21 protein-coding genes, 2 tRNA genes and 1 pseudogene are annotated in these 24,894 nt (G+C 70.2%); 4 read left to right on the top strand and 20 right to left on the bottom strand.

The window, feature by feature from the left end; all coding sequences use genetic code 11:
• The 5 genes and pseudogenes from IEJ02_RS36670 to IEJ02_RS36650 all read right to left on the bottom strand — a co-directional run.
• Window positions 1-306, bottom strand: a pseudogene (locus IEJ02_RS36670) (class E sortase); the annotation flags it as partial.
• On the bottom strand, window positions 303-953 hold the full coding sequence (locus IEJ02_RS36665; protein ID WP_137978718.1) for an aminodeoxychorismate/anthranilate synthase component II: 651 nt from the start codon (window positions 951-953) through the stop codon (window positions 303-305). The pseudogene IEJ02_RS36670 and the gene IEJ02_RS36665, both read right to left, overlap by 4 nt.
• Window positions 950-1,126, bottom strand: a complete 177-nt coding sequence (locus tag IEJ02_RS36660; RefSeq protein ID WP_020869946.1) for a hypothetical protein — start codon at window positions 1,124-1,126, stop codon at window positions 950-952. The genes IEJ02_RS36665 and IEJ02_RS36660 overlap by 4 nt, the downstream gene beginning before the upstream one ends.
• An 84-nt stretch (window positions 1,127-1,210) precedes the next feature.
• Window positions 1,211-1,888 carry a class E sortase gene (locus IEJ02_RS36655; protein WP_137978717.1) on the bottom strand — a complete coding sequence of 226 codons (678 nt, stop codon included), beginning with the start codon at window positions 1,886-1,888 and terminating at the stop codon, window positions 1,211-1,213.
• Between the two features lie 54 nt (window positions 1,889-1,942).
• Window positions 1,943-2,713, bottom strand: coding sequence for a DUF881 domain-containing protein (locus IEJ02_RS36650; protein WP_137978716.1), 771 nt, complete (start codon window positions 2,711-2,713; stop codon window positions 1,943-1,945).
• Between the two features lie 145 nt (window positions 2,714-2,858).
• On the opposite strand from IEJ02_RS36650, the gene crgA reads away from it, so the two are divergent.
• The gene (crgA, locus tag IEJ02_RS36645; protein WP_020869949.1) at window positions 2,859-3,116 is read left to right on the top strand and encodes a cell division protein CrgA; all 258 of its coding nucleotides are present in this window, start codon (window positions 2,859-2,861) and stop codon (window positions 3,114-3,116) included.
• A 304-nt stretch (window positions 3,117-3,420) separates the two neighbouring features.
• Here the strand turns inward: crgA and IEJ02_RS36640 are convergent, their stop codons facing one another.
• Together IEJ02_RS36640 and IEJ02_RS36635 are read right to left on the bottom strand one after the other, a co-directional pair.
• Complete coding sequence (locus tag IEJ02_RS36640) at window positions 3,421-4,305, bottom strand: rhomboid family intramembrane serine protease (protein ID WP_191068734.1); 885 nt, start codon at window positions 4,303-4,305, stop codon at window positions 3,421-3,423.
• Window positions 4,306-4,416: 111 nt separating this feature from the next.
• Entirely contained in the window at window positions 4,417-4,950 is a 534-nt protein-coding gene (locus IEJ02_RS36635; RefSeq protein ID WP_137978714.1) for a peptidylprolyl isomerase, read from the bottom strand.
• A gap of 296 nt (window positions 4,951-5,246) precedes the next feature.
• On the opposite strand from IEJ02_RS36635, the gene IEJ02_RS36630 reads away from it, so the two are divergent.
• Window positions 5,247-5,969 (top strand): DUF5324 family protein, encoded by a 723-nt coding sequence (locus IEJ02_RS36630; RefSeq protein WP_191068733.1) that lies wholly within the window; start codon window positions 5,247-5,249, stop codon window positions 5,967-5,969.
• 120 nt (window positions 5,970-6,089) lie between these two features.
• Here IEJ02_RS36630 and IEJ02_RS36625 read toward each other — a convergent pair whose 3' ends face one another.
• Together IEJ02_RS36625 and IEJ02_RS36620 are read right to left on the bottom strand one after the other, a co-directional pair.
• Window positions 6,090-7,241 (bottom strand): response regulator, encoded by a 1,152-nt coding sequence (locus tag IEJ02_RS36625; RefSeq protein WP_191068732.1) that lies wholly within the window; start codon window positions 7,239-7,241, stop codon window positions 6,090-6,092.
• A 187-nt stretch (window positions 7,242-7,428) separates the two neighbouring features.
• Window positions 7,429-7,501 (bottom strand) — tRNA-Ala (locus tag IEJ02_RS36620).
• A 118-nt stretch (window positions 7,502-7,619) separates the two neighbouring features.
• Here IEJ02_RS36620 and IEJ02_RS36615 point away from each other — a divergent pair.
• Window positions 7,620-8,165 carry a helix-turn-helix domain-containing protein gene (locus IEJ02_RS36615; protein WP_137978711.1) on the top strand — a complete coding sequence of 182 codons (546 nt, stop codon included), beginning with the start codon at window positions 7,620-7,622 and terminating at the stop codon, window positions 8,163-8,165.
• A 45-nt stretch (window positions 8,166-8,210) separates the two neighbouring features.
• Window positions 8,211-9,989 carry a serine/threonine-protein kinase gene (locus IEJ02_RS36610; RefSeq protein ID WP_191068731.1) on the top strand — a complete coding sequence of 593 codons (1,779 nt, stop codon included), beginning with the start codon at window positions 8,211-8,213 and terminating at the stop codon, window positions 9,987-9,989.
• Between the two features lie 115 nt (window positions 9,990-10,104).
• On the opposite strand, the gene IEJ02_RS36605 is transcribed toward IEJ02_RS36610, so the two are convergent.
• The 11 genes from IEJ02_RS36605 to dnaA form a co-directional block, all read right to left on the bottom strand.
• Window positions 10,105-11,463 carry a hypothetical protein gene (locus IEJ02_RS36605; protein WP_191068730.1) on the bottom strand — a complete coding sequence of 453 codons (1,359 nt, stop codon included), beginning with the start codon at window positions 11,461-11,463 and terminating at the stop codon, window positions 10,105-10,107.
• A gap of 264 nt (window positions 11,464-11,727) precedes the next feature.
• The gene (locus tag IEJ02_RS49260; RefSeq protein WP_003958712.1) at window positions 11,728-11,862 is read right to left on the bottom strand and encodes a DLW-39 family protein; all 135 of its coding nucleotides are present in this window, start codon (window positions 11,860-11,862) and stop codon (window positions 11,728-11,730) included.
• 191 nt (window positions 11,863-12,053) lie between these two features.
• Window positions 12,054-12,127, bottom strand: a tRNA-Ile gene (locus tag IEJ02_RS36595).
• A 61-nt stretch (window positions 12,128-12,188) separates the two neighbouring features.
• Window positions 12,189-12,959, bottom strand: a complete 771-nt coding sequence (locus IEJ02_RS36590) for a DUF3566 domain-containing protein (protein WP_191068729.1) — start codon at window positions 12,957-12,959, stop codon at window positions 12,189-12,191.
• Between the two features lie 3 nt (window positions 12,960-12,962).
• Window positions 12,963-15,587, bottom strand: a complete 2,625-nt coding sequence (gyrA, locus tag IEJ02_RS36585; protein WP_191068728.1) for a DNA gyrase subunit A — start codon at window positions 15,585-15,587, stop codon at window positions 12,963-12,965.
• Between the two features lie 43 nt (window positions 15,588-15,630).
• Entirely contained in the window at window positions 15,631-17,661 is a 2,031-nt protein-coding gene (gene gyrB, locus IEJ02_RS36580) for a DNA topoisomerase (ATP-hydrolyzing) subunit B (protein ID WP_191068727.1), read from the bottom strand.
• Window positions 17,662-17,968: 307 nt separating this feature from the next.
• Window positions 17,969-18,529 (bottom strand): DciA family protein, encoded by a 561-nt coding sequence (locus IEJ02_RS36575; RefSeq protein ID WP_137978707.1) that lies wholly within the window; start codon window positions 18,527-18,529, stop codon window positions 17,969-17,971.
• Window positions 18,526-19,668 carry a DNA replication/repair protein RecF gene (recF, locus tag IEJ02_RS36570; RefSeq protein ID WP_191068726.1) on the bottom strand — a complete coding sequence of 381 codons (1,143 nt, stop codon included), beginning with the start codon at window positions 19,666-19,668 and terminating at the stop codon, window positions 18,526-18,528. The genes IEJ02_RS36575 and recF overlap by 4 nt, the downstream gene beginning before the upstream one ends.
• Before the next feature lie 56 nt (window positions 19,669-19,724).
• Window positions 19,725-20,606 (bottom strand): phosphogluconate dehydrogenase (NAD(+)-dependent, decarboxylating), encoded by an 882-nt coding sequence (gnd, locus tag IEJ02_RS36565; RefSeq protein ID WP_191068725.1) that lies wholly within the window; start codon window positions 20,604-20,606, stop codon window positions 19,725-19,727.
• Between the two features lie 105 nt (window positions 20,607-20,711).
• A complete protein-coding gene (dnaN, locus tag IEJ02_RS36560) occupies window positions 20,712-21,842 on the bottom strand; it encodes a DNA polymerase III subunit beta (protein ID WP_137978705.1) in 1,131 nt (376 codons plus the stop codon).
• Window positions 21,843-22,703: 861 nt separating this feature from the next.
• Window positions 22,704-24,551, bottom strand: a complete 1,848-nt coding sequence (gene dnaA, locus IEJ02_RS36555; protein WP_191068724.1) for a chromosomal replication initiator protein DnaA — start codon at window positions 24,549-24,551, stop codon at window positions 22,704-22,706.
• Between the last annotated feature and the right edge of the window lie 343 nt (window positions 24,552-24,894).

The raw sequence follows: 24,894 nt of genomic DNA, 5'->3' as shown, positions 1-24,894 counted from the left end.
GGTGGGCGGCGGCACGGAGAGCGACGCGGTGCCCACGGCGCGCCCCGTGAGCCCGGCCGGGGTGCCCGTCGGCCCGGCGGGGGTGCCCGTCGGCCCGGCCGGGGCGGAGTCCGGCAGCGGGTCGGTCAGCGGGTCCCGCGGGCCCTCCGCGGCCGCCGCCGGGAACGCGTCCGGGTCCCCCTGGGCGGCGTGGGCGCCATGCGCACCAGGGGCGGCGTGTTGCTCATGAGACCCGTACGGCGCGTACGGGGCGGGCTCCCGGGTGCCCTGGGCGGCGCCCTCGCGCTCGGGGCGCGGTCCGGTCACTCGCCGGCCTTACCGCCGACCGCCCCGACCACCGGGGCGAGCCCCGCGGACCGCCCCACGGCATCCGTGTCCCCGCACTCCACCAGCCAGTTGGCGAGCATCCGGTGGCCCCATTCGGTGAGGACCGACTCGGGGTGGAACTGGACGCCCTCGACCCGCAGTTCACGGTGGCGCAGACCCATGGCGATGCCGGTCTCCGTCCAGGCCGTGATCTCCAGCTCGGGGGGCACCGTCCCCCGTTCCACGGCCAGCGAGTGATAGCGGGTGGCGGTGAAGGGGGTGGGCAGCCCGCTGAAGACGCCGGCTCCCTCATGGGTCACCAGCGAGGTCTTGCCGTGCAGCAGCTCCGGGGCCCGTCCGACGACCCCGCCGTACGCGACGGCCATGGACTGCATCCCCAGGCAGACGCCGAACACCGGTACGCCGGTGTCCGCGCAGTGCCGGACCATGTCGACGCAGACCCCGGCCTCCTCCGGGGTGCCGGGCCCGGGGGACAGCAGAACCCCGTCGAAGCCGTCCTGGGCGTGGCCGAGGGAGACCTCGTCGTTGCGCACCACCTCGCACTCGGCGCCGAGCTGGTAGAGGTACTGGACGAGGTTGAAGACGAAGCTGTCGTAGTTGTCGACGACCAGGATGCGCGCGCTCATCGCGGACCCGCCATTCCCTGGTCGACCGTCACGTCGTTGAACGGCAGCAGGGGCTCCGCCCAGGGGAAGACGTACTGGAAGAGCACGAAGACGATCGCCAGCACCAGCACGAGCGAAATCAGTGCCCGCACCCATGCGTTACCCGGCAGATGCCGCCAGATCCAGCCGTACATGCCATCCCTACTCACCGATGACGAAGTCGATTGCAGCACCGGAGTGCAGCACCAGAGTAAGGGGCGAGGGGTGGGGCCGGAGGGTCAGCTGTACAAAGCCTTGGGCTTGCCTTGGGCTACGGATTGGGTCGCGTCGAGGTGTGCCCAGCTGATCAGCCGGTGGCTGTGGCCCCACTCCGGCTCGCAGGTCGTCAGCGTGAGATAGCGGCCGGGTCGCCGAAAGCCGGACGCGCGCGGCACTGGATCGATCACCCCGGTGTCGGTCGGCAGGGTGCGGTAGGGACGGCGGTCGACGCGGTAGGTGAACCAGGTGGTGCCGTCGGTCAGCACCACCGCGTCACCGGGGCGCAGCTCGGGGAAGTCCTTGAAGGGGTCGCCGTAGGTGCGGCGGTGCCCGGCGACGGCGAAGTTGCCGAGGGCACCGAGGCGGGCGGTGCGGGAGTAGTGGCCGAGCCCCTTCTTCAGGGTGCCGGTGGCGGTGCCCTCGAGGACGGGCTTGGCCCAGTCGGCGCCGAAGCGCGGGATGTACATGATCGCGAAGGAGGCGCCGGGCTCGTAGCGGCGGGGCCGCGAGGAGGGCTCGGCACCCGCGCTGACCGTGCCGGTGGCCCAGCGGTCCTGGAGGTGGTCGATCTCGCCGTCCATGGCGCGGTCGGCCCGTACGGAGGTCCAGTACAGGACGTAGACCACCAAAAGGATGATCAAGACTCCGACGGTGACGCAGATCTCACTGAGCGTTCTGACGATCAGCCGTGTTCTCAATCGGCCCCCACTGTCCGCCCCGCCGACCCGGTGCCGCGCGCCGGTCAGCCGGTGCTATCCGATGGGCTGTGCCTGGTGCAGATCCACTGTGCCGGAGTAACCGGGAAGAGTCACCGTGTCGTGCTGGTCGACTTTCCAGCCGAGGCCGTACGCGTCGACATAGCTGCGGTAGTTCTGGATCGCGGGCGAGGCGGCGAGGGCGGCGCCCAGCTTCTCCCGGTCACCCACGGCGGTGACCTTGTAGGGCGGCGAGTAGACCTGGCCCTGGAGGATCAGGGTGTTGCCGACGCAGCGCACCGCGCTGGTGGAGATCAGCCGCTGGTCCATGACCTTGATCCCCTCGGCGCCGCCCTGCCACAGCGCGTTGACCACGGCCTGGAGATCCTGCTGGTGGATGACGAGATCGTTGGGCTGGGGATCCGGGACGCCGGGGATCTGCGGGGTGGCGTTCGGCGGGGCGTCGGTGAGGGTGACGGTGAGCCCGGGGCCGGTGAGCTTCTTGGTGCCGGCGGTCTCCTCCAGCTCGGCCAGCTTGCGGCGCTCGGCCTGGGTGCTGCCGTTGTCCCGCCGGGCGAGGGCGTCGACCTCGGAGCGTATTTTGGCGGTGCTGTCGTCCAGGGTGCCGTTCTTACGGCTGCGTTCCTGAATGAGGTCGGAGAGCCGCAGCATCGATTCGTCGCTGCGGAGGTTGGTGCCCTGGGCCGTGTTGAAACTGGTCCAGAAGATCACTCCGGCCAGCGCGAAGACCGCTCCGGTCAGCAGCCGCACGGGGCGGAACCGGGGGCGGCGGGACGCCGGGGTGGGGGAGTCAGCGGAATTGCTCAACGTACCCTTACTCCTTACGACGCCGCGGAAGGACTACGCTAACGGACGTGTGGGGGAGGGACGTGGTCCCCGTCGCTGTCCCGCCCCGGCGCCGTCCGTACACATCCCCGCGCGGTCACGCAGCGCATCGACAGGAGAGTTCCTCGTGCCGAAGTCACGGATCCGCAAGAAGGACGACTTCACGCCGCCGCCGGCGAAGCAGGCAGCCAGCATCAGTCTGAACAGCGGCCGCCGGTGGGTGGCACCGCTGATGCTGGCCATGTTCCTGATCGGCCTCGCGTGGATCGTCATCTTCTACGTGACCACGGGGGACATGCCGGTCGAGTCGCTGGGGAACTGGAACATCGTGGTGGGCTTCGGCTTCATCGCCGCGGGGTTCGTCGTCTCCACCCAGTGGAAGTGACCAGGCGGTCCTCACGCTCGTCCCCAGGTTGTCCACAGAGTTATCCACAGCCGGGGAAAACTCAGAAGATCTGTGGATAACCTCTGCCGTGTTGACGCCGGTGTGACCGGTGACGGGCATCCGTTCGATCGTTCACACCCCCGTCTTCCTGCGAAAACGCAGGTCAGTCGGGGGGCGTACGCAAGTTCTCCACAGGTTGCGTAAGATCCGCCACGCGCTGTGGACAACTGACCGGATCCGGGCCGTCCCAGGTGGCCGATGGCCTGCCGCTCATCGGCCGACCACTCCGCTCGGCCGATGAGCTTCAGCCGGTGAGCTGCACCGTCCGGATCCACACCATCGCGACGATCGCGAGCAGCACCAGGGCGCAGGTCCCCCGCTGCACCAGCGCCCGCTTCTCCCGGGGCGCGTGCACCATCCCGTACGCCACCACCGTGCCCGCGACCAGGCCGCCGACATGGGCCTGCCAGGCGATGCCGGACCAGGTGAAGGTGAAGAGCAGATTCAGCGCCAGCAGCGCGATGACCGGCCGCATGTCGTAGTTCAGCCGGCGCATCAGCACGGCGGTGGCGCCGAGCAGGCCGAAGATCGCGCCGGAGGCGCCCAGCGACGGCTGGTTCTGCGCCGCCAGGAGATACGACAACGCGCTGCCGCCCAGCCCCGACAGCATGTAGAGCACGATGAAGCGGACACGGCCGAGCGCGGCCTCCAGCGGGCCGCCGATCCACCACAGCGAGAGCATGTTGAAGGCGATGTGCATCAGCTGCTGGTGGAGGAAGACCGAGGTCACCAGCCGCCACCACTGGCCCTCGGCGACGCCGACGATCTGCACCGTACCGGGGTCGTAGGCCCGGCCGACCAGGTCGAGGTCGTTCACCAGCCGGTCGCCCGCGGACAGCGCGGCGAGCCATACCGCGATGTTGATGGCCACCAGGATCTTGGTGATCAGCCGCGGGTCCGAGGCCATCGTGCCGCCCGCCAGGGTGCGCGGCTGGGCGGCGCGCGGCGGGGGTCCGGCGGCCGAGGCCCCGGATCCGGCGGGCGCCCGTCCGCTCACACACTCGGGGCACTGGAACCCCACAGACGCGCTGATCATGCACTCGGGGCAGATCGGGCGCTCACAGCGGGTGCAGCTGATGCCGGTCTCCCGCTGGGGGTGCCGGTAGCAACAGACCGCCTGGTCCTCCATGGTGTCCCCTCGCCCCTTGTCCACTTCTGATCGGGCGTTCCCCCGCCCCGCTTGTTCACACGGACACTTGTTCACACGGACAAGCGGGGCATGAAAGTTCCCCGTACGGCTTCAGCCCTCGCGTGTCTCCACGACGACCGACTCGATGACGACGTCCTGGAGCGGACGGTCGGTGCGCGGGTTGGTCGCGGTGCCCGCGATCGCGTCGACGACCTTCTTGCTGCCCTCGTCGACGACCTCGCCGAAGATGGTGTGCTTACCGGTCAGCCACGCGGTCGGGGCGACCGTGATGAAGAACTGCGAGCCGTTGGTGCCCGGGCCGGCGTTGGCCATCGCCAGCAGGTACGGCTTGTTGAAGGCCAGGTCCGGGTGGAACTCGTCGCCGAACTCATAGCCGGGACCACCGGTCCCGTTGCCCAGCGGGTCACCGCCCTGGATCATGAAGCCACTGATCACGCGGTGGAAGACGGTGCCGTCGTAGAGCTTCTCCTTGGCCTTCTTGCCGGTGGCCGGGTGGGTCCACTCGCGACTGCCTTCGGCCAGTTCGACAAAGTTCTTGACCGTCTTGGGCGCGTGGTTCGGCAGCAGCCGGACCACGATGTCGCCGTTGTTCGTCTTCAGGGTGGCGTATAGCTGCTCGGCCACGATCAACCTTCCATCGTTTTCACTTACGTCTCCTGATCCTCGCACGGACGCAAGGCGGACGAGTAGCCGCTGAGGCGGCCCCGGGCGCGCCGATCCGCGTGGTTTCCCCGAGAATCATCCCTATAACCCGGATGCCCGATCACACATGCCGACCGCGCCGCCAACGGGCATGATCTCCACAAACAGGCATGATCTTTCTTGGGATGGAAACACGAAACTGGGCAAATAGAGCGCGCAACGAGAACGCACGACTCTGAACCCCGGAGCTCGACCACGCCACCGAGGAGGAGGATCCCGTGACCCGCATTGACAGCGTGCGAGCCGCGACCGGCACAGCCAAGGGCAGCGTCCTGCACGCCGCGGAGGCGGTGGCGCCCTATGCCGGCACGGCCAAGGACACCGCGACGCGCTACGCGCACGAGGCCCGCGTCCGGCTGGCGCCGAAGGTCTCGACCGCGGCACACCAGGCCCGGTCCACGGCCGGTGCTCAGTACCACGCCCATGTCGCACCACGGCTCAACCAGGCCCGTGGCACCCTGCCGCCGAAGGTGGACAAGGCCGCCACACGGGCCGCCAAGCGGACCCGCAAGGCGGCACGCCACGCCGCCGACTACACCGCACCGCGGGTGGAGCAGGCGATGGCCGGGGTGCGCGCCGCCGCAGGGCCGGCGCGCGAGGAGGCGACCATCCGCACGGCGGCGGCCATCGCGGCGCTGCGCACCCATGTGACGGCCGCGGAGATCGAGAAGCTCGCCCGGAAGCACCGCCGCCGGGCCCGGACCGCCCGCTTCGCCAAGCGGGCGACCTTCATCGGGCTGGTCGGCGCGGGCGTCTTCGCCGCGTGGAAGTGGTGGGACAAGCAGGCCAACCCCGACTGGCTGGTCGAGCCCCCGGCGGCGACCGAGGTGGGTGACCGCGAGCGGCTCTCGGCGGTGGACGGCAGCGACCAGAACGCCCTCGACCCCGAGGTGCAGGCCAAGCAGGCCGAGGCCGAGGCCCGCAGGGACGACGAGCGCTGACGGCGCCGCTCACGGCGCCCGGCGCGAGCCCTCCGTGAGGGGCGGGAGATCTCCTGATCTCCCGCCCCTCGTCCCGTCTCCGGCCCTGTCCCCGGTTCCGGCTACGGCTACGGCTACGGCTCAGTCAGCCGGGTCCTCCCCCTGGGAGCGGCGCTGCCGCCGCTCCAGGAAGATCTCGGTGAAGACCGAGACCTTGGCCCGCAGCGCCCAGGGGTCGAACGGCTTGGCCATGTAGTCCACCGCACCGGCCGCATAGCCCCGCGAGGAGTGCTCGGGATCGGAGCCCATCGCGGTGAGGAAGATGATCGGGATGTCGCGGTTACGGGGGCGCCGCTTGATGTGGGCCGCCGTCTCGTAGCCGTCCATCTCGGGCATCTGCACATCCAGCAGGATCACCGCGAAGTCGTCATGGTCGAGCAGCGCCTTGAGGGCCTCCTGTCCGGAGGTCGCGGTCACCAGCTCCTGGTCGAGCGTGGCCAGCACGGCCTCCATGGCCAGCAGATTGTTCTGCTGGTCGTCCACCACGAGGATCTTCGGCCGCGGCCCCATGGCCCGCTGGGGCGCCGCGGGCCCCTCCCGTCCCATGGGCTCCTCCTCCTGCAGTGGCACCGCGGCCGGTCGCTGGGACTCCACCATGGCCAGCTGCCGCTCCAGGACCAGACAGCGCTCCTCCGCCAGCCGCCCCCGCAGCCGCACCTCGTCCAGCTCCTCGGTGAGCCGCCGCACCTCCTGCTGGAGCAGGTCCCGCTCCTTGATCAGCTCATCCCGGTCCGGGATGTCCCGCTCCAGCGCGTCCGCCCGGGCGCGCTCCGTCGCCCATGCCGCCTCGGCCTGGTTCAGCCGCACCTCGAGATCGGCGATGCGGTGCTTGAGGTCCAGCAGCGCCCCGCCCAGCACGTCCTGGTGCGCCATGGAGACCCGCGCATCCCGGTCGGCGTCGGCCAGCTGGATCTGCAGGATCTCCATGGCGTGCCCGGGGGAGCGGCTGGTGCGGACCGCGGCCCGGTGCAGCTCCCGCACCAGCTCGATGGCGGCCGGGGTGGGAGCGACGCCCCGCCGCTCGGCGAGATCGGTGAACAGATCGAAGACGAACTCCCACGGCGGGATGCGGGTGCCGTTCAGGAACCGCGAGATGGTGCTCGGATCCCGGTGCCTGCGCACCGCGTATCTGCGCACCGAGACCCCCAGCCCCAGGAACAGCTTCCTCAGCTCCACAGCGAACGCCCGGCACTCCTCGGGCAGGTTCTCGCCCAGCGGATGCAGCTCACCCATCGTGTCCCCCTGTACGGCGCACCGCGCCGATCAGACGACTCCCGGGCGATCTGCCCGAGTTGTGGAAAACACCCTGGAGCATCCCGCGGGTGTTGCGCCGGGCAATGACAAGAGTGGCAACACCGATATCAGGGGCGAAAACGCATCAGCCAGGACACCGGTCCGGCGTCCTGGCTGGTGATGGAGGTGGAGCCTAGGAGAGTCGAACTCCTGACATCCGCCATGCAAAGACGGCGCTCTACCAACTGAGCTAAGGCCCCTTCGCCGATCAGGATACCTGGTACCGACCACCATTCCCGACCGGGTATCGCTCGCGCGTAGCGCTCTCCGTAGGATGCCACGCAAGATTCGCGGCAGCGAAGCGAAGGGGAGAGCGAGATGGACGCAACACAGCAGGATGCCACGGCGCGCGCACGGGAGCTTCAGCGCAGCTGGTACGGGGAGCCGCTGGGGGCGCTCTTTCGCCGTCTCATCGACGATCTCGGTCTGAACCAAGCCCGTCTCGCCGCCGTCCTCGGTCTGTCCGCGCCCATGCTCTCGCAGCTCATGAGCGGCCAGCGTGCCAAGATCGGCAACCCCGCCGTGGTCCAGCGGGTGCAGGCGCTGCAGGAGCTGTCCAGCCAGGCGGCGGACGGCAGGGTCAGCGCCGCCGAGGCCGCCGAGCGCATGGAGGAGATCAAGAAGTCCGCGGGCGGCTCGGTCCTCAACTCCACCCAGACCACGGCGAGCACGGGCGCCCCGACCGTACGGCGAGTGGTACGCGAGATCCAGTCGCTGCTGCGGTCCGTGGCGGCCGCGGGGGACATCATCGATGCCGCCGACTCCCTCGCCTCCACCCACCCCGAGCTGGCAGAGTTTCTCCGTGTGTACGGCGCCGGGCGGACCGCCGAGGCGGTCGCCCACTACGAGGCGCACCAGAGCTGACGGGCTGAACTGCTGACGAGTCGATGACGGGGCGGGCACGGCGCGATGGGTGAGATCTTCGCGGGCCGGTACGAGCTGGTGGACCCGATCGGGCGCGGGGGCGTGGGCGCCGTATGGCGCGTCTGGGACCACCGCCGCCGGCGGTACGTGGCAGCGAAGGTGCTCCAGCAACGCGACGCCCATACGCTGCTGCGCTTCGTCCGGGAACAGGCCCTGCGGATCGACCACCCCCATGTGCTGGCACCGGCCAGCTGGGCGGCCGACGACGACAAGGTGCTGTTCACCATGGACCTGGTGGGCGGCGGCTCGTTCGCCCATCTGATCGGGGACTACGGCCCGCTGCCGCCCCGCTATGTGTGCACCCTGCTCGACCAGCTGCTCTCCGGACTGGCCGCGGTGCACGCCGAGGGTGTGGTGCACCGGGACATCAAACCCGCGAACATCCTGCTGGAATCCACCGGGACCGGGCGGCCGCACGTCCGGCTGTCCGACTTCGGCATCGCGCTGACCAAGGGCGAGCCCCGCCTCACCGAGGCCAACTACGTGATGGGCACCCCCGGTTACTTCGCGCCCGAGCAGATGATGGGCGACGACCCCGACTTCCCGGCGGACCTCTTCGCCGTCGGGCTGGTGGCGCTCTATCTGATCACCGGGCACAAGCCGGACGCGGAAGCGCTCGTCAAGCTCTTCGAGCAAGGGGTGCCGAACGCGCCCACCGGGGTGCCCGAACCGCTGTGGCAGGTGCTCGCGGGGCTGCTGCAGCCGGACCCCGAGAACCGCTTCCGCACCGCCAATGGCGCGCGGAAGGCACTGGCGACCGCGGTCGACCTGCTGCCCGAGGCCGACCTGGACGACGATGCCATCGAGGTGTTCGACCAACTCGGGCCGCTGCCCACCGGATTCGGCCCCGACGGCCCCACCCGGCCGCGCCGCCGCCATGCGAAGGCCGACCCGGCCCAGGACAACGGTGCGGCGCCGTCCCGGCCCCAGCCCGCCGCCGACTCGGGCTCCGCCGACGAGGCAGCCCCCGGCCCCGACGCGGCCGCTCCTCCGCAGCCGGCCGCCCCGCGGCCGTCCATGTCCGACACCGGCAGCTTCACCCTCCCCCCGCCGCTCCCCCGGAACGACCAGCCGCGCGCCCCGCACACCGAGGCCCCCGAGGCCCCTGGAACTCCCGGGGCCCCCGGGACTCCTGGGGCCCCCGGGACTCCTGGGGCCCCCGGGACTCCTGGGGCTCCGTCCTCCGGCGCCTCGCCCTCCGAAGTCCGGCACCCCGAACCCCCGCACGCCCAGACGCCCCCGAACCAGACCCCACCGCACCGGACCCCACCGCCGCAGCCCGCGGGCCCACCGACGCCGACGCCCCCGCCGCCGGCCGGCCGACCCGCGACTCCGCCCCCACCGGTCCAGCGGCCGTCGATACCCCATCCGCTGACCCCGCCGACCCCCTCGACGGCGGCCCCGATCCCACCGGCCCCACAGCCGCCCGTACACCACCCGCACCACGCACAACAGCAGCCCCCACACCCCGTACAGCCGGTGCAGCACCCGCACCCGCATACGCCCACCCCCGCTCCCACTCCGAACGCGGCTCCCACGCCGACACCGACGCCAACGCCGACACCCACGCCGACTCCGACCCCGACACCAACGCCGCTCCCGCGTGACTTTCCTCCTACTCGTCCATACACCGCGGAGCGGCCGCAGGTTCCCCCGGCGACGCGGCGGCGCCCCGGACCGTCCCGGAAAGCGGCGCTCTCGATCCTGATCGTGGCGGCGCTGTGCTTCGCCATCGGCGCATGGGCCCTGGTGGCAGCGGGCTGACCCCGCCCCAGGCCACGACCACGACCACGACCACGACCACGAAGCAAATCCCAGACCCCAGCCCCCCCAGCAAGCCGCAGACCCCAGCCCCCAGCAGGCCCCAGGCCCAGCCCAACTACCAAGCAGGCGGCGGCCCGTACCGCCGCCCCGCCGAGGCCCGCCGCCGGGCGGTGAGCGTCCACACCCCGAGCCCCAGCACCAGCACCGTCCCGGTGCCGATACCCGCGTACCCCACCACCCGCAGCGCGTCCTTCGAGTCGGCGGCGCCGGAGCCGGAAGCCCCCATCCGGTCGCCTTCCGCCGCGTCCGGATGGCGCTTGGCCGCCTGCCGGTCGGCCGCCGTGAGGCCGAACCCCGCCTTGACCGGGTCCTCGTCGTAAGTGGGCCCGCCGCGCGCGTCGCCCGCGACCCGGACCCGCAGCACGACCGGCACCGGGCTGTTCAGATGCGGTGCCACCTGCGGCGGGTTGAGGGTGACCGCCAGGAAGTACCCACCGCTGAAGCTCATCGCGCGAACCGTGGAGCCGGTGTTCGCATACCGGTTTCCGTAGGCCACCGGCGAGGTGGCCACCTGGGTGCGGGGCGACTCGCCGTCCTGCGCGGCGGGGGTGCCGCGCTTCGCGAGCCCGCGCGCCGGGTTGTACGCGTGCAGCGCCAGGGCACGGTCGAGCAGACGGGCGCTCTGGTCCTTGCCGTCGGCGGACAGTTCGGCGGTGGCCGCCAGGCGCTGTCCCCAGTCCACGGGCACCCGGTAGTAGTGCGTCTCCCCCGGCGTGATCTCGTCCTTCCACACCCCGGTCCCCAGGGTCGGCGCGTCGGTGAAGCCGCGCCCGCCGCGCCTCGGCAGCGGAGTGCCGTCCGGCGCCTCGGGCGCCGGCGAGCTCGAACTCCCCTCCGGTGCCGCCCCCGTGGCCCCGCCCTTCACCGGTGGCTCCACCATCAGCCGGAGCTCCACGGGCCAGCGCTCCGGGTCCGGTGACCCGGACTGGCGCTCCACGGTCACCACATAGCGCCCCGCCTGGTGGCAGGAGGCCGGGCCGGAGTCGATCTGGCGGGAGGCGTAGTCGGCCAGGGGATAGGCCACACCGCTCGTCTCGATCTTCGGGGAGGCGGTGCCGCAGATGCCCCCGTCGGGGCTCTCCAGGGTCACCTTCACGCCATCGCGGTACGAGGTCACCTCCGCGCCCGGCCGGGGTGCCGCGACCGCCGAGACATAGGCGGCTGACTTCGTGTCGAGCGTCACGCCGTAGTACCGCTTCTCGCCCGGCCCGACGCTGTCGACATAGGTGCGGCCGGCCGCCAGGGAAGGGGCGCCCGCATCACCCTCCGAGCCGGATATCCGGGTGCCGCGGGCCTCGTACGCCCGGGCCCCGGCGGCGCCGTCGGCGAGGGACGTCCCCGGTGCCGCGGCCACCGCGCACAGCGCCGCCGCCGCCGCGGCGAGACCGGCCCTGACCTTGCGGCGGTCCTTCATCGCGCGTCGCTCCTCGTCGTACCGGCCGGTCGGCCCGCTCAGCCCCGGCCTGATCGGCTCGTTCAACCCGGCCCGGCCGGCCCGCTCAACTTTGCCTGTGCAAGCCATTCGTTTGCGAGAGTGAAACAGAGAGTGAAACACGAAGGCCCCCGTCATCCCATCCCCACGACGCCCCCGCCCCTTCCCCGCCACGGCGCCAGTAAAGCGGACGGGGCCCCGACCGCTCCAGCGGTCGGGGCCCCGTACCGGGACTGTTGGAGGAGCTCACACACCCGAACCTGCGGGCACGGAGTCGGTCGCCTCCGTCCACAGATCCTGCTCGGCGCGATCCGCCTGGATCTGGCGGTACACGAGGAGCCCGCCGATGGCGGCCAGTGCGACCAGGAGCAGCTTCTTCACCGCGCTACCTCGTCTCTTTCTTGACGTAGGGGACCTCTGGCGCCCGATGATACACACCGACCGATACCGATCGGTGACCTATGACCGGCATTGGCCGGTGAGAAACCGGGAAGGAAGCGGGGATCAACTCCCTGCCCCCATACGACATCAGCCTGGACGGAGAAGATCTCCATCCAGGCTGATCGCGACGGTGGGGCTAACAGGACTTGAACCTGTGGCCTCTTCCTTATCAGGGAAGCGCTCTAACCGTCTGAGCTATAGCCCCGCGCTGCACCGAAAGATTAGCGCACCACCTGCCCTGTCCCAAAATCGGTAACGGCGGGCCGCTACTCGTCCTCGGCCAGGGTCAGCTCGACGCCGCCCACGAAGCCCGCCGACAGGTTGTAGATGAAGGCCCCGAGCGTGGCCAGCGCGGTCGCCAGCACCACATTGATCACGGCGATGATCCCGGTGAACCCCAGGACACGCGGAAGCGACAGGAAGGACTCCAGGTCGAACCCGCTGCCCTTCTGCGACTCCGTGGCGTCGCTGATGGTGCCGCCCACCGCGCTGAAGACGCCCATGGCGTCCATGACCATCCACAGCACCGCCACCGCGATCACCGTGCAGATCCCCAGCGCGATCGCCAGCAGGAAGCTGACCTTCATGACCGACCACGGATCGACCCTGGCGACCCGCAGCCGCGCCTTGCGGGTCCGCGGCGCCGGACGGGCCCCCGCGGACGTACGGGGGCGCCGGACGGCCGTGGCGGCCTGCTGGTGCCCCGTCTGGGCGGCCTGGGCCGACTGCCCGGGCACCGAGCCGCCCCGTCCAGACCCGCCGCCGGGCGGCGGGGCGTATGCCTGCGGCGGGTGGTACGGCTGCGCGGGCTGGGCGGGGGCGGGACGCTCGTTGGGGAGCGGGCTGGAGTACTGGGGCTTGGGGTTCGGATCGCGCTGCGGCCGCAGCTTCCGGGTCTCGGTCACCGCCGCGGCGGCGGAGTCCCCGGCCGGGCCACGGGCGCCGTCCTCAGCGGTGTGACCGCCCGTCGGGGCTCCCGATCCCGGACGCCCCCCGGCGTCCGCACCGCCGCCCGCGGCACCCGTGGCTCCACTCACGACTTACTCCTCGGTCTCGTCGGCCGGGGGCGCTGTGCCCTCGGCCGCCTCGGACGCGGCCTCCTCGGCTGGCGCGTTCGCGGTCGCGGTTTCTTCCTCGACCTCTTCAGCCTCACGACCGGCCTCGGCGTTCCGGGCGATGCCGACGACGGCATCGCGCTTGCCCAGGTTGATCAGTTGGACGCCCATGGTGTCACGGCCCGTCTCCCTGACCTCATTGACCCGGGTGCGGATCACGCCACCGCTGAGCGTGATGGCGAGGATCTCATCGGTCTCCTCGACCACCAGCGCCCCGACCAGGGAACCACGGTCCTCGACGATCTTCGCCGCCTTGATGCCGAGACCGCCGCGCCCCTGGACGCGGTACTCGTCGACATTGGTCCGCTTCGCGTACCCGCCGTCGGTGGCGGTGAACACGAACGTACCGGGCCGGACCACATTCATCGAGAGGAGTTCATCACCCTCGCGGAAGCTCATGCCCTTCACACCGGAGGTCGCGCGCCCCATCGGCCGCAGCGAGTCATCGGTCGCCGTGAACCGGATCGACTGCGCCTTCTTGCTGATCAGCAGCAGATCGTCCGCGGAGGAGACCAGCTCGGCGCCGATCAGCTCGTCCTCGCGGCCGTCCTCCATCTCCCGGAGGTTGATCGCGATCACACCGCCCGAGCGGGGCGAGTCGTAGTCCTTCAGCGGGGTCTTCTTCACCAGGCCGGACTTGGTGGCCAGCACCAGGTACGGCACCGCCTCGTAGTCCCGGATGGCGAGAATTCGCGCGATCTTCTCATCGGGCTGGAAGGCCAGCAGGTTCGCCACATGCTGGCCGCGCGCGTCGCGTCCCGCGTCCGGCAGCTCGTACGCCTTCGCCCGGTAGACCCGGCCCTTGTTGGTGAAGAACAGCAGCCAGTGGTGGGTGGTCGAGACGAAGAAGTGCTCGACGATGTCGTCCTGCTTCAGCTTCGTCCCGCGCACGCCCTTGCCGCCGCGCTTCTGCGAGCGGTAGTCCTCGGTCTTGGTGCGCTTCAGATAGCCGCCGCGGGTGATCGTGACGACGATGTCCTCCTCGGCGATCAGGTCCTCGATGGACATGTCGCCGTCGAAGGGGACCAGCTTGGTGCGCCGGTCGTCGCCGTACTTCTCGACGATCGCGGTCAGCTCCTCGCTGATGATCTGCCGCTGCCGCTCGGGCGAGGCCAGGATCGCGTTGTATTCGTTGATCTTGGCCTGCAGCTCGTCGTGCTCCTGGACGATCTTCTGACGCTCCAGGGCGGCCAGCCGCCGCAGCTGCATCTCGAGGATCGCGTTCGCCTGGATCTCGTCGATCTCCAGCAGGCCCATCAGGCCCTCGCGCGCGGTCTCCACCGTGTCGCTGCGCCGGATCAGCGCGATGACCTCGTCGATCGCGTCCAGGGCCTTGAGCAGACCGCGCAGGATGTGCGCCCGCTCCTCGGCCTTGCGCAGCCGGAAGCGGGTCCGGCGGACGATGACCTCGATCTGGTGGGTGACCCAGTTGCGGATGAACGCGTCCAGCGAGAGGGTGCGCGGCACACCGTCGACCAGCGCCAGCATGTTGGCGCCGAAGTTGGTCTGCAGATCGGTGTGCTTGTAGAGGTTGTTGATGACGACCTTGGCGACCGCGTCCCGCTTGAGCACGATGACCAGGCGCTGGCCGGTGCGCGATGAGGTCTCGTCGCGGACGTCGGCGATGCCGCCGATCTTGCCGTCCTTCACCAGGTCGGCGATCTTCTGCGCGAGGTTGTCCGGGTTCACCTGGTACGGCAGCTCGGTGACCACCAGGCACTGCCGGCCCTGGATCTCCTCGACCTCCACCACCGCGCGCATGGTGATCGAGCCACGCCCGGTGCGGTACGCCTCCTCGATGCCCTTACGGCCGACGACCAGCGCGCCGGTCGGGAAGTCCGGGCCCTTGATCCGGTCGACCAGGGCGTCGAGCAGCTCCTCCTGGGTGGCCTGCGGGTTGGCCAGGAACCACTGGGCGCCCTCGGCGACCTCGCGCAGGTTGTGCGGCGGGATGTTGGTGGCCATGCCGACCGCGATCCCCGCCGAGCCGTTGACCAGCAGGTTCGGGATGCGCGACGGCAGGACCGTCGGCTCCTGGTTACGGCCGTCGTAGTTGTCCTGGAAATCGACGGTCTCCTCGTCGATGTCCCGGAGCATCTCCATGGCCAGCGGCGCCATCTTGCACTCGGTGTACCGCATGGCCGCCGCGGGGTCGTTGCCCGGGGAGCCGAAGTTGCCGTTGGAGTCGACCAGCGGCATCCGCATGGACCACGGCTGGGCCAGCCGCACCAGCGCGTCGTAGATCGACGAGTCGCCGTGCGGGTGGTAGGTGCCCATGACGTCGCCGACGACGCGGGCGCACTTGTAGAAGCCCTTCTCGGGGCGGTACCCGCCGTCGTACATCGCGTACAGCACCCGGCGGTGCACCGGCTTGAGGCCGTCCCGGACGTCGGGCAGCGCACGGCTGACGATCACGCTCATCGCGTAATCGAGGTACGAGCGCTGCATCTCCGTCTCGAGGCCGACCGGCTCGACGCGGAGGGCGGCGCCCTCGGCGAGCTCGTCGGGGGTCAGGTCGTCGGGCGTGTTCGGGGTGTTCTCGTCGGCCATTGCTGGTCAAAGTCCTTGTCGTCGTCTGCGGCTGGGGGCCGACTCAGATGTCGAGGAAGCGGACATCCTTGGCGTTGCGCTGGATGAACGAGCGCCGTGCCTCGACGTCCTCGCCCATGAGGACCGAGAACAGGTCGTCGGCCTGGGCCGCGTCGTCCAGCGTGACCTGGCCCAGGACGCGGTGGTCGGGGTCCATCGTGGTCACCCGCAGCTCTTCGGCGTTCATCTCGCCCAGACCCTTGAAGCGCTGGACCGAGTCGTCCTTGATGCGCTTGCCATGCTCCCGGCCGGCCTGGATCAGCGCGTCCCGCTCCCGGTCCGAGTACGCGTACTCGACCTCGTCCCGGCCCCACTTGATCTTGTAGAGGGGCGGACGGGACAGGAAGACATGCCCCGCCTCGACCAGCGGGCGCATGAAACGGAAGAGGAAGGTCAGCAGCAGGGTGTTGATGTGCTGGCCGTCGACATCGGCGTCCGCCATCAGGATGATCTTGTGATAGCGGAGCTTGGCGATGTCGAAGTCCTCGTGCACCCCGGTGCCGAAGGCGGAGATCAGCGCCTGGACCTCGTTGTTCTGCAGGATCTTGTCGACCCGGGCCTTCTCGACGTTGAGGATCTTGCCTCGGATCGGGAGGATCGCCTGATACTGCGGGTTACGGCCGGACTTGGCCGAGCCGCCGGCGGAGTCACCCTCGACGATGAAGATCTCGCACTTCGACGGGTCGTTGGACTGGCAGTCGCTCAGCTTGCCCGGCAGCGACGCGGTCTCCAGCAGCCCCTTGCGGCGGGTCAGATCGCGCGCCTTACGGGCCGCGACACGAGCCGTGGCCGCCTGGATGCCCTTGCGGACGATGTCCGCCGCCTCGTTGGGGTTGCGGTCCAGCCAGTCGGCGAGATGCTCGTTGACGATCTTCTGGACGAAGGTCTTGGCCTCCGTGTTGCCCAGTTTGGTCTTGGTCTGGCCCTCGAACTGGGGCTCGCCCAGCTTGACCGAGATGATCGCGGTCAGACCCTCGCGGATGTCCTCACCGGTGAGGTTGTCGTCGCGCTCCCGGAGCAGCTTCTTGTCGCGCGCGTACTTGTTGATCAGGTACGTCAGCGCGGCGCGGAAGCCCTCCTCGTGGGTGCCGCCCTCATGGGTGTGGATGGTGTTCGCGAAGCTGTAGACACCCTCGGTGTACTGCGCGTTCCACTGCATCGCGATCTCGAGGGAGAGCATCCGCTCCTTGTCCTCGGCCTCGAAGCCGATCACCGTGGGGTGGACCAGCTCGCCCTTGCGGGAGTTGAGGTAGGTGACGAAGTCGACGATGCCGCCCTCGTAGTGGTACTTCACGGAGAGCGGCTTGCCCTCCTCGTCCACATGGGCCTCGCGCTCGTCCGTCAGCGAGATCGACAGGCCCTTGTTGAGGAACGCCATCTCCTGGAAGCGCCGGGCCAGCGTCTCGAAGGAGTACTCGGTGGTCTCGAAGACGTCCGGGTCCGCCCAGAAGGTGACCGTGGTGCCGGTCTCCTCCGTGGCCTCGTTCCGGGCCAGGGGCGCGGTCGGCACCCCGGTCTTGTAGTCCTGAGTCCAGCGGTATCCGTCCGTCTTGACCTCGACCGAGACCTTCGTCGACAGGGCGTTGACGACGGAGACGCCGACGCCGTGCAGACCACCGGAGACGGCGTAGCCGCCGCCGCCGAACTTGCCGCCCGCGTGCAGGACGGTCAGCACGACCTCCACGGCCGGCTTCCCCTCCGAGGGGACGATGCCCACGGGGATGCCGCGGCCGTTGTCCACGACGCGGACGCCGCCGTCGGCGAGGATCGTGACCTCGATGGTGTCCGCGTGACCGGCCATGGCCTCGTCGACGGAGTTGTCGACGACCTCCTGGACGAGGTGGTGCAGGCCGCGCTCACCGGTGGAACCGATGTACATACCGGGTCGCTTGCGGACCGCCTCAAGCCCCTCCAGAACGGTGATCGCACTGGCGTCGTACGACGGCGGAGCCAGGGCCTCGCCGTCGGGCGTGGACGGGATGTTTTCGATGGGGTTGCCGGAATCGGCCACGAAGCGCCCTTTCTGGCACAGCACAAGCCGTCTCCGGGCAGGCGGGAGCGGCTGCGTCGTTCAACATGTGTCCGCAAGCGCTCGGTGCGCCAGCGGCGACGGTGTACGGCCCCAGTCTACCGGTAGCGCCGACAAGAATGGGGGCTTGCTGCCGCCTGAGTCCGCATGTGCCGCCCTGAACCGGCTGCCACCGACTCCCCATATGCGGGGACGGGCTCCAAGAGGCTCACGCCGCCACTCAGCGCTTCGGGCTGTCAACCACCGGCTACCGTGACCGGGGTCTCAGCAGTCACCCTGTTACCCCCGGTTAACACCAGCGCTCGAACCCTGGTCAGCCGTAGGTGTCCCCCGGGCCCGTGGAGCCCGGGGAGCGCAGCGAGCCGTAGCGGCGGGGCGGGCCGCCGGGGCCCAGAACCTTGATCAGCTTCACCGTGCCCTGGCCCAGATCCGCGTTGAGCCGGGCCACGAGCTGCGGCGCGAGCAGCCGCAGCTGGGTCGCCCACGCCGTGGAGTCACAGCGCACCGTGAGCACCCGGGCGTCCTCGTCATAGCGCTGGGGCTCGCAGTGCTGGGCCACCTCGGGGCCCACCATCTGGGGCCAGCGGCCCATCACCCCGCCGACCGCGGCCGGGGTCTCCCAGCCACGCTCGGTGATCAGCCGGTTGATCGCCGCACCGAGCGGAAGCGGATCGCGGCCATCGGCGCGCGCGCCGGAGCGCAAGCCCCCTCTGCGCGCCTGCTTCTTCTGCTGGGCCGCGGCCCCCCGGGCGCGCGCCTGCTCCTTGGCGGCGCGCAGCGCCACCCGCGCGAGATCCACGCCTGAGGGCTCGGGCACCGGCGAGGACCCGGGCGCCGCGGAGGGCCGCGCGGGCTGGTCCATCCCGTCCGTCATACGCGCCTCACCTCGCCCTCGGACACCGCATAGCGCGTACCGGTCAGGACATGCGGGACGTCGTCCTCCACCGCCGCCGTCACCAGCACCTGCTCCCCGGGGGCGACCAGCTCGGCCAGCCGCTCCCGGCGCCGCTCGTCCAGCTCCGCGAAGACGTCGTCGAGCACCAGCACCGGCTCGCCCGCCTCGGTGCGCAGCAGATCGTAGGAGGCCAGCCGCAGGGCGAGGGCGTACGACCAGGACTCGCCATGGCTGGCGTAGCCCTTCGCGGGGAGCCGGCCCAGCTTGAGCACCAGGTCGTCGCGGTGCGGGCCCACCAGCGTGACCCCGCGCTCGATCTCCTGCTTACGGGCCTCGGTGAGGGCGGCCATCAGCAGCTCGTACAGCTCCTCGCGGCTGCCCGCGTCGGCCAGCCCCTCACCGGCCGAACCGCGGTACTCCAGCAGCACCGGGCCGCCGCCCGGGGCGAGCTGCTCATACGCCTTGTCGGCGAGCGGCTGGAGCACGGAGATCAGGTCGAGCCGCTGGGCGAGCAGCTCGGCACCGGCCCGGGCCAGATGCTGGTCCCAGACGTCGAGGGTGGACAGGGCCGCGTCGCCGCCCCCACCGCGCGAACCGTGGCGCCGGGCCAGGGCGGCGGTCTTCAGCAGGGTGTTGCGCTGCTTCAGCACCCGGTCGTAGTCGGAGCGGACCCCCGCCATCCGGGGCGCCCGCGCGGTGATCAGCTCGTCCAGGAACCGGCGGCGCTCGCCCGGATCGCCCTTGACCAGGGCCAGATCCTCGGGCGCGAACAGCACCGACCGCAGGATCCCCAGCACATCACGCGGTCTGACCTGCGACGATCGATTGATACGGGCGCGATTGGCCTTGCCCGGGTTGAGCTCGAGCTCGATCAGCTGCTGCCGTTCGCCCTGGACGACCGCGGCCCGGACCACGGCCCGCTCCGCGCCCATGCGCACCAGCGGGGCGTCTGAGGAGACCCGATGGCTGCCGAGGGTGGCGAGATAGCCGACGGCCTCGACGAGATTGGTCTTGCCCTGGCCATTGGGCCCGACGAAGGCCGTGACGCCCGGGTCGAGCGCCACCTCGGCCCGGACGTACGAGCGGAAGTCGGCGAGCGAGAGATGCGTGACGTGCATAGTGGGCTGCGCCGACCTCCCCCGGCAGGACTGCTTGCTTCCACCCCGAGGGGTGGTTACTTCTCGTTGCTCTCGACCGCGTGGCCACCGAACTGATTGCGCAGCGCGGCGACCATCTTCATCTGCGGCGAGTCCTCCTGGCGGGAGGCGAACCGGGCGAAGAGCGACGCGGTGATCGCGGGCAGCGGCACGGCGTTGTCGATCGCGGCCTCCACGGTCCAGCGGCCCTCACCGGAGTCCTCCGCGTAGCCCCGCAGCTTGCCCAGGTGCTCGTCCTCGTCCAGGGCGCGGACGGCCAGGTCCAGCAGCCAGGAGCGGATGACCGTGCCCTCCTGCCAGGAGCGGAAGACCTCGCGGACGTCGGTGACCGAGTCCACCTTCTCCAGCAGCTCCCAGCCCTCGGCGTACGCCTGCATCATCGCGTACTCGATGCCGTTGTGGACCATCTTGGCGAAGTGGCCCGCGCCGACCTTGCCTGCGTGGACGGCGCCGCCCTCGCCCTCGGGCTTGAGCGCGTCGAAGATCGGCTGGACCTGGGCCACATGGTCGGCGGAGCCGCCGTACATCAGCGCGTAGCCGTTCTCCAGACCCCAGACACCGCCGGAGACACCGCAGTCGACGAAGCCTATGCCCCTGGCGTTGAGCTGCTCGGCGTGCTTCTCGTCGTCGGTCCAGCGGGAGTTCCCGCCGTCCACGACGATGTCGCCGGGCGACAGCAGCTCGGCCAGCTCATCGATGGTGATCTGGGTGGGAACGCCCGCCGGGACCATGACCCACACCACTCGCGGGCCCTTGAGCTGGTTGACGAGCTCATCGATGCTGTGGACATCGGCGACGTCCGGGTTGCGGTCGTATCCGATGACGGTGTGGCCTGCGCGGCGGATGCGCTCGCGCATGTTGCCGCCCATCTTGCCGAGGCCGATGAGACCGAGCTCCATCAGTGATCCTTCATGCCGTAGTCCGTTGCGTTTCGCGGTGAAACCGAGCCTACGCCCGCGGGTAGCCGCACAGATGTGGGCTACACCTGCTCATTCGCTCGGCTTTCAGCCACTCAGTCGGACCGGCATGATCAGGTACTTGTACGCCTCGTCCGCCTCGGCGTCCATGGCGGGCTTGCCACTCAGCAGGGCGGGCTTGGTCGAGGTGGTGAAGGACAGCTGGGCGACCGGCGAGTCGATCGCGCTGAGGCCGTCCAGCAGGAACGTCGGGTTGAAGGCGATGGAGATGTCGTCGCCGTCGAGCTGGGCGTCCACCCTTTCCACAGCCTGTGCGTCGTCGCTGGACCCCGCCTCCAGGATCAGCACGCCCTGCTCGAAGGTGAGCCGGACCGGGGTGTTGCGCTCGGCGACCAGGGCCACACGCTTGACGGCCTCGACGAACGGGGAGGTCTCGATCACCGCGACCGAGTTGAACTCGGTGGGGAAGAGCGTGCGGTACTTCGGCAGGTCGCCCTCGAGCAGCCGGGTGGTCGTACGGCGCCCGGCGCCCTCGAAGCCGATCAGGCCCTCGCCCGCACCCGAGCCGGAGAGCGCGAGCGCCACGGTGTCACCGCTGGTCAGCGACTTGGCGGTGTCGAGAAGCGTCTTGGCGGGCACCAGCGCGACGGCGGAGATGTCCGGGGTCTCGGGCTTCCACAGGAACTCGCGGACCGCGAAGCGGTAACGGTCGGTGGAGGCCAGCGTGACGGTGTCGCCCTCGATCTCGATCCGCACACCCGTGAGCACCGGCAGGGTGTCGTCACGGCCGGCGGCGATGGCGACCTGGGCCGCGGCGGCGGCGAAGACCTCACCGGGGACGGTGCCCGTCGCGGTCGGCATCTGCGGCAGTGCCGGGTACTCCTCCACAGGCAGGGTGTGGAGTGTGAATCGCGAGGAGCCGCAGACCACGGTCACCCGCACCCCGTCGCTGGAGATCTCCACGGGACGGTTGGGGAGGGCGCGGCAGATGTCGGCGAGGAGCCGGCCGGAGACGAGGACCGTGCCGTCGTCCTCGATGTCGGCCTCCACCGAGACGCGGGCCGAGACCTCGTAGTCGAAGCCGGAGAGGCTGAGCGCGCCCTCCTCCGCCTTCATCAGGATGCCCGCGAGGACGGGCACCGGCGGTCGGGCCGGGAGGCTGCGGGCCGTCCAGGCCACTGCCTCCGCGAGTACATCGCGCTCCACCCGGATCTTCACCGTAAGCCGCCTCCTGCTTGTTGCTGGCTCGCCCTGCTGGCCTTCGTCGTCGGCTGAGTCGCCGGAGACCAGTCTGACGCACACCGCCGACAGTCGGTGCGGCTCGGGGTCAAGTCGGTGCGCGGGGTGTCGGGCGGCTCGGCCCGAGGTTGTGCACAGGCCCCACTTCGAAGCGATTTCCTCGCTATCTCTATGTGGTCGTAGTAGTAGGCCCTGTGGAAACCGTGGAAAACTCGATCCGCCCTGGCCAGAGGCGATTTTTTATCCACCGGGCCTGTGGGCGGGGGCGGTGGACAACCAGGGCTGTCTGTGGACGCCGAAGAGTTCTGCACATGCGATGCACAGACATCGCCCGGTTCTCCCCAACGCCGTCCCCAGTTTTACCCACCTTCCCCACAGCCCAACCCGCCTCTTCGGTGTGATGCCTTTCACTCGGCCCGGTGACCGTGGCCGTTTCGTTGCCGAACAGTGGACAGCGGTGTGGAGAAGCTGTGGGCAACGGGCCTTCGGCTGTGGGTTGCCGGTGGACAAGCCGACGCGCGGTCTGTGGGCATCTCGGTCATCCACAGTCTGTGGACTCCCGATAGCCACAATTCCACAACCGGCTGACCTCGGGGGATCCCCTTTCCACCGGGCACCCTGTGGACACGATCGGGACAACCCCCACGTCCCCAGGATGTGGACGGTGGATGAGCCGTGGATCTGTGGAGAACCGGGTCGGCCGGGCAGGGAATCGAACAGCTTCGTAGCGGTGAACGACGAGGGACGGCGATGTGACGAGGGAGGACGACGAAGGGCGCCCCGGGAGTTGTCCGTCCCGGAGCGCCCTTCAGCGGTTCGCGGTGGCCCCGCGGGCCCCTCTCAGCCGTTCTTGATGCGGTTGGTCAGCTCGGTCACCTGGTTGTAGATGGAGCGCCGCTCGGCCATCAGCGCCCTGATCTTGCGGTCGGCGTGCATCACCGTCGTATGGTCCCGGCCGCCGAACTGCGCGCCGATCTTGGGCAGCGAGAGATCGGTCAGCTCCCGGCAGAGGTACATGGCGATCTGCCGCGCGGTGACCAGCACCCTGCTGCGGGAGGCGCCGCACAGATCGTCGACCGTGTGCCCGAAGTAGTCGGCGGTCGCGGCCATGATCGCGGTGGCGGTGATCTCCGGGGCCGCGTCCTCGCCGCCGGGGATCAGGTCCTTCAGCACGATCTCGGTGAGCCCGAGGTCCACCGGCTGCCGGTTCAGGCTCGCAAAGGCCGTCACCCTGATCAGCGCGCCCTCCAGCTCACGGATGTTGCGGGAGATCCGCGAGGCGATGAACTCCAGCACCTCCGGCGGCGCGTTCAGCTGCTCCTGCACCGCCTTCTTACGGAGGATCGCGATGCGCGTCTCCAGCTCCGGCGGCTGCACATCGGTGATCAGGCCCCACTCGAAGCGGTTGCGGAGCCGGTCCTCCAGGGTGACCAGCTGCTTGGGCGGCCGGTCGGAGGAGAGCACGATCTGTTTGTTGGCGTTGTGGAGCGTATTGAAGGTGTGGAAGAACTCCTCCTGCGTCGACTCCTTGCTCGCCAGGAACTGGATGTCGTCGACCAGCAGGATGTCCATGTCGCGGTAGCGCTTGCGGAACGCGTCCGCCTTGCCGTCGCGGATGGAGTTGATGAACTCGTTGGTGAACTCCTCCGAGCTCACATAGCGCACCCGGGTGCCGGGGTAGAGGCTGCGCGCGTAGTGCCCGATGGCATGCAGCAGGTGGGTCTTGCCGAGCCCGGACTCGCCGTAGATGAACAGCGGGTTGTACGCCTTGGCCGGCGCCTCGGCGACGGCGACCGCCGCGGCGTGCGCGAAGCGGTTGGACGCGCCGATGACGAAGGTGTCGAAGAGGTACTTGGGGTTCAGCCGCGCGGTCGGCTCTCCGGGGCCGGACGCGGGCGCGGGCTGAGCGGCGAGCGGGCCGGGGGCGCCGGTCTGCGAGGGCAGCACGGGCGGTCCGCCGCGGGCGCGCTCGAGCGGGTCGGGCAGATCGTGGCGCTGCTCGTACGGCGGGCGCTCGGGGCTCGGCCCGGGGCCGGGGATGCCACCGGGACCGCCCGGCCCGGGGCGCTCGGCGCCCGGACCGCGGTAGTCGCCGCGCGGCGGCTGCTCGTACGGCGGCTGCTGGTCATAGCCGGACTGCTGGTCGTAACCGGAGGGGGCGTGCTGGGAGGCGTACGGATCGCTCTCGGGGAAGCCGCCGAGCCGGGGCTGCTGCCAGCCGTAGTCGTCACGGCCCCGCGGCCAGGCGCCCGGTTCGGGGCGCGACTGCTGATACCCGGGGTACGCGGGGCGGGCCGACGGAAGATCGTCCGGCGCCTGGCGGCCATAGCCGTCCCGGCCGTCGTAGCTCTCGTACGACTCGCGCTGCTCGCGCTGGGGCTGCGGCGGAACGATCGGTTCGCCGGCGGACTCGTCCACGGTGATCGCGATGCGGATCGGGCGGCCGCACTCCCGGCTCAACGTTTCGCTGACGACGGGGGCCAGCCGGCCCTCCAGCACACCCTTGGCGAATTCATTGGGGACGGCGAGCAGTGCGGTGTCGGCGACCAGCGCGAGGGGCTGGCACCGCTTGATCCAGTGCTCGTCCTTGGCCTCGACGCCTTGTCCGCCCTGCCCGGAGCCCTCTCCCAGCAGCCGCTCGAGCACACGTGGCCACACTGCGGCAAGATCGGCGGGTACGTCAGCCACAGGGCACGCTCTCTCACTCGCTGGGTGGGGGACGCCGACAGGTCCCACGAATGCGTGGTTCTCGGGACGGGCGTGAAGGAATCGGAGCCCAGCCACGGTAGTCAGGCCGGGGTACACGGTTCAAGTCGTTGTCCACAGGGTGTGTACAAATGTGCCATGCGATGTCGCCGGGCGTTCCCTTGCCCCTAGTCTGTGCGGGACAGCGCGCTGTCAGGGTGTCGGCCACCGGTTTGACCGGATGGCGTAACCGCGCGTACCGTAACCAGGTCGAGTTGTCGATGGCTGCTGCCGCCTGCCTCCGATGGGCAAGGATTCACGGGCTGATGATCCGTGGTCGTGAAGC

The organism is Streptomyces sp. 5-10 (assembly GCF_014712245.1).
Taxonomy (GTDB): Bacteria; Actinomycetota; Actinomycetes; order Streptomycetales; family Streptomycetaceae; genus Streptomyces; species Streptomyces violaceusniger.
This window is presented reverse-complemented; position numbering and strand designations above follow the sequence as displayed.

Bases quoted from the DNA above. Each gene is read 5' to 3' on its own strand.
- gyrA (WP_191068728.1), bottom strand. From the start codon at position 15,587: ATGGCCGACGAGAACACCCCGAACACGCCCGACGACCTGACCCCCGAC.
- IEJ02_RS36605 (WP_191068730.1), bottom strand. From the start codon at position 11,463: ATGAAGGACCGCCGCAAGGTCAGGGCCGGTCTCGCCGCGGCGGCGGCG.
- IEJ02_RS36575 (WP_137978707.1), bottom strand. From the start codon at position 18,529: ATGACGGACGGGATGGACCAGCCCGCGCGGCCCTCCGCGGCGCCCGGG.
- IEJ02_RS36660 (WP_020869946.1), bottom strand. From the start codon at position 1,126: ATGTACGGCTGGATCTGGCGGCATCTGCCGGGTAACGCATGGGTGCGG.
- IEJ02_RS36625 (WP_191068732.1), bottom strand. From the start codon at position 7,241: ATGGGTGAGCTGCATCCGCTGGGCGAGAACCTGCCCGAGGAGTGCCGG.
- IEJ02_RS36610 (WP_191068731.1), top strand. From the start codon at position 8,211: ATGGGTGAGATCTTCGCGGGCCGGTACGAGCTGGTGGACCCGATCGGG.
- IEJ02_RS36640 (WP_191068734.1), bottom strand. From the start codon at position 4,305: ATGGAGGACCAGGCGGTCTGTTGCTACCGGCACCCCCAGCGGGAGACC.
- recF (WP_191068726.1), bottom strand. From the start codon at position 19,668: ATGCACGTCACGCATCTCTCGCTCGCCGACTTCCGCTCGTACGTCCGG.
- IEJ02_RS36615 (WP_137978711.1), top strand. From the start codon at position 7,620: ATGGACGCAACACAGCAGGATGCCACGGCGCGCGCACGGGAGCTTCAG.
- IEJ02_RS36665 (WP_137978718.1), bottom strand. From the start codon at position 953: ATGAGCGCGCGCATCCTGGTCGTCGACAACTACGACAGCTTCGTCTTC.
- gnd (WP_191068725.1), bottom strand. From the start codon at position 20,606: ATGGAGCTCGGTCTCATCGGCCTCGGCAAGATGGGCGGCAACATGCGC.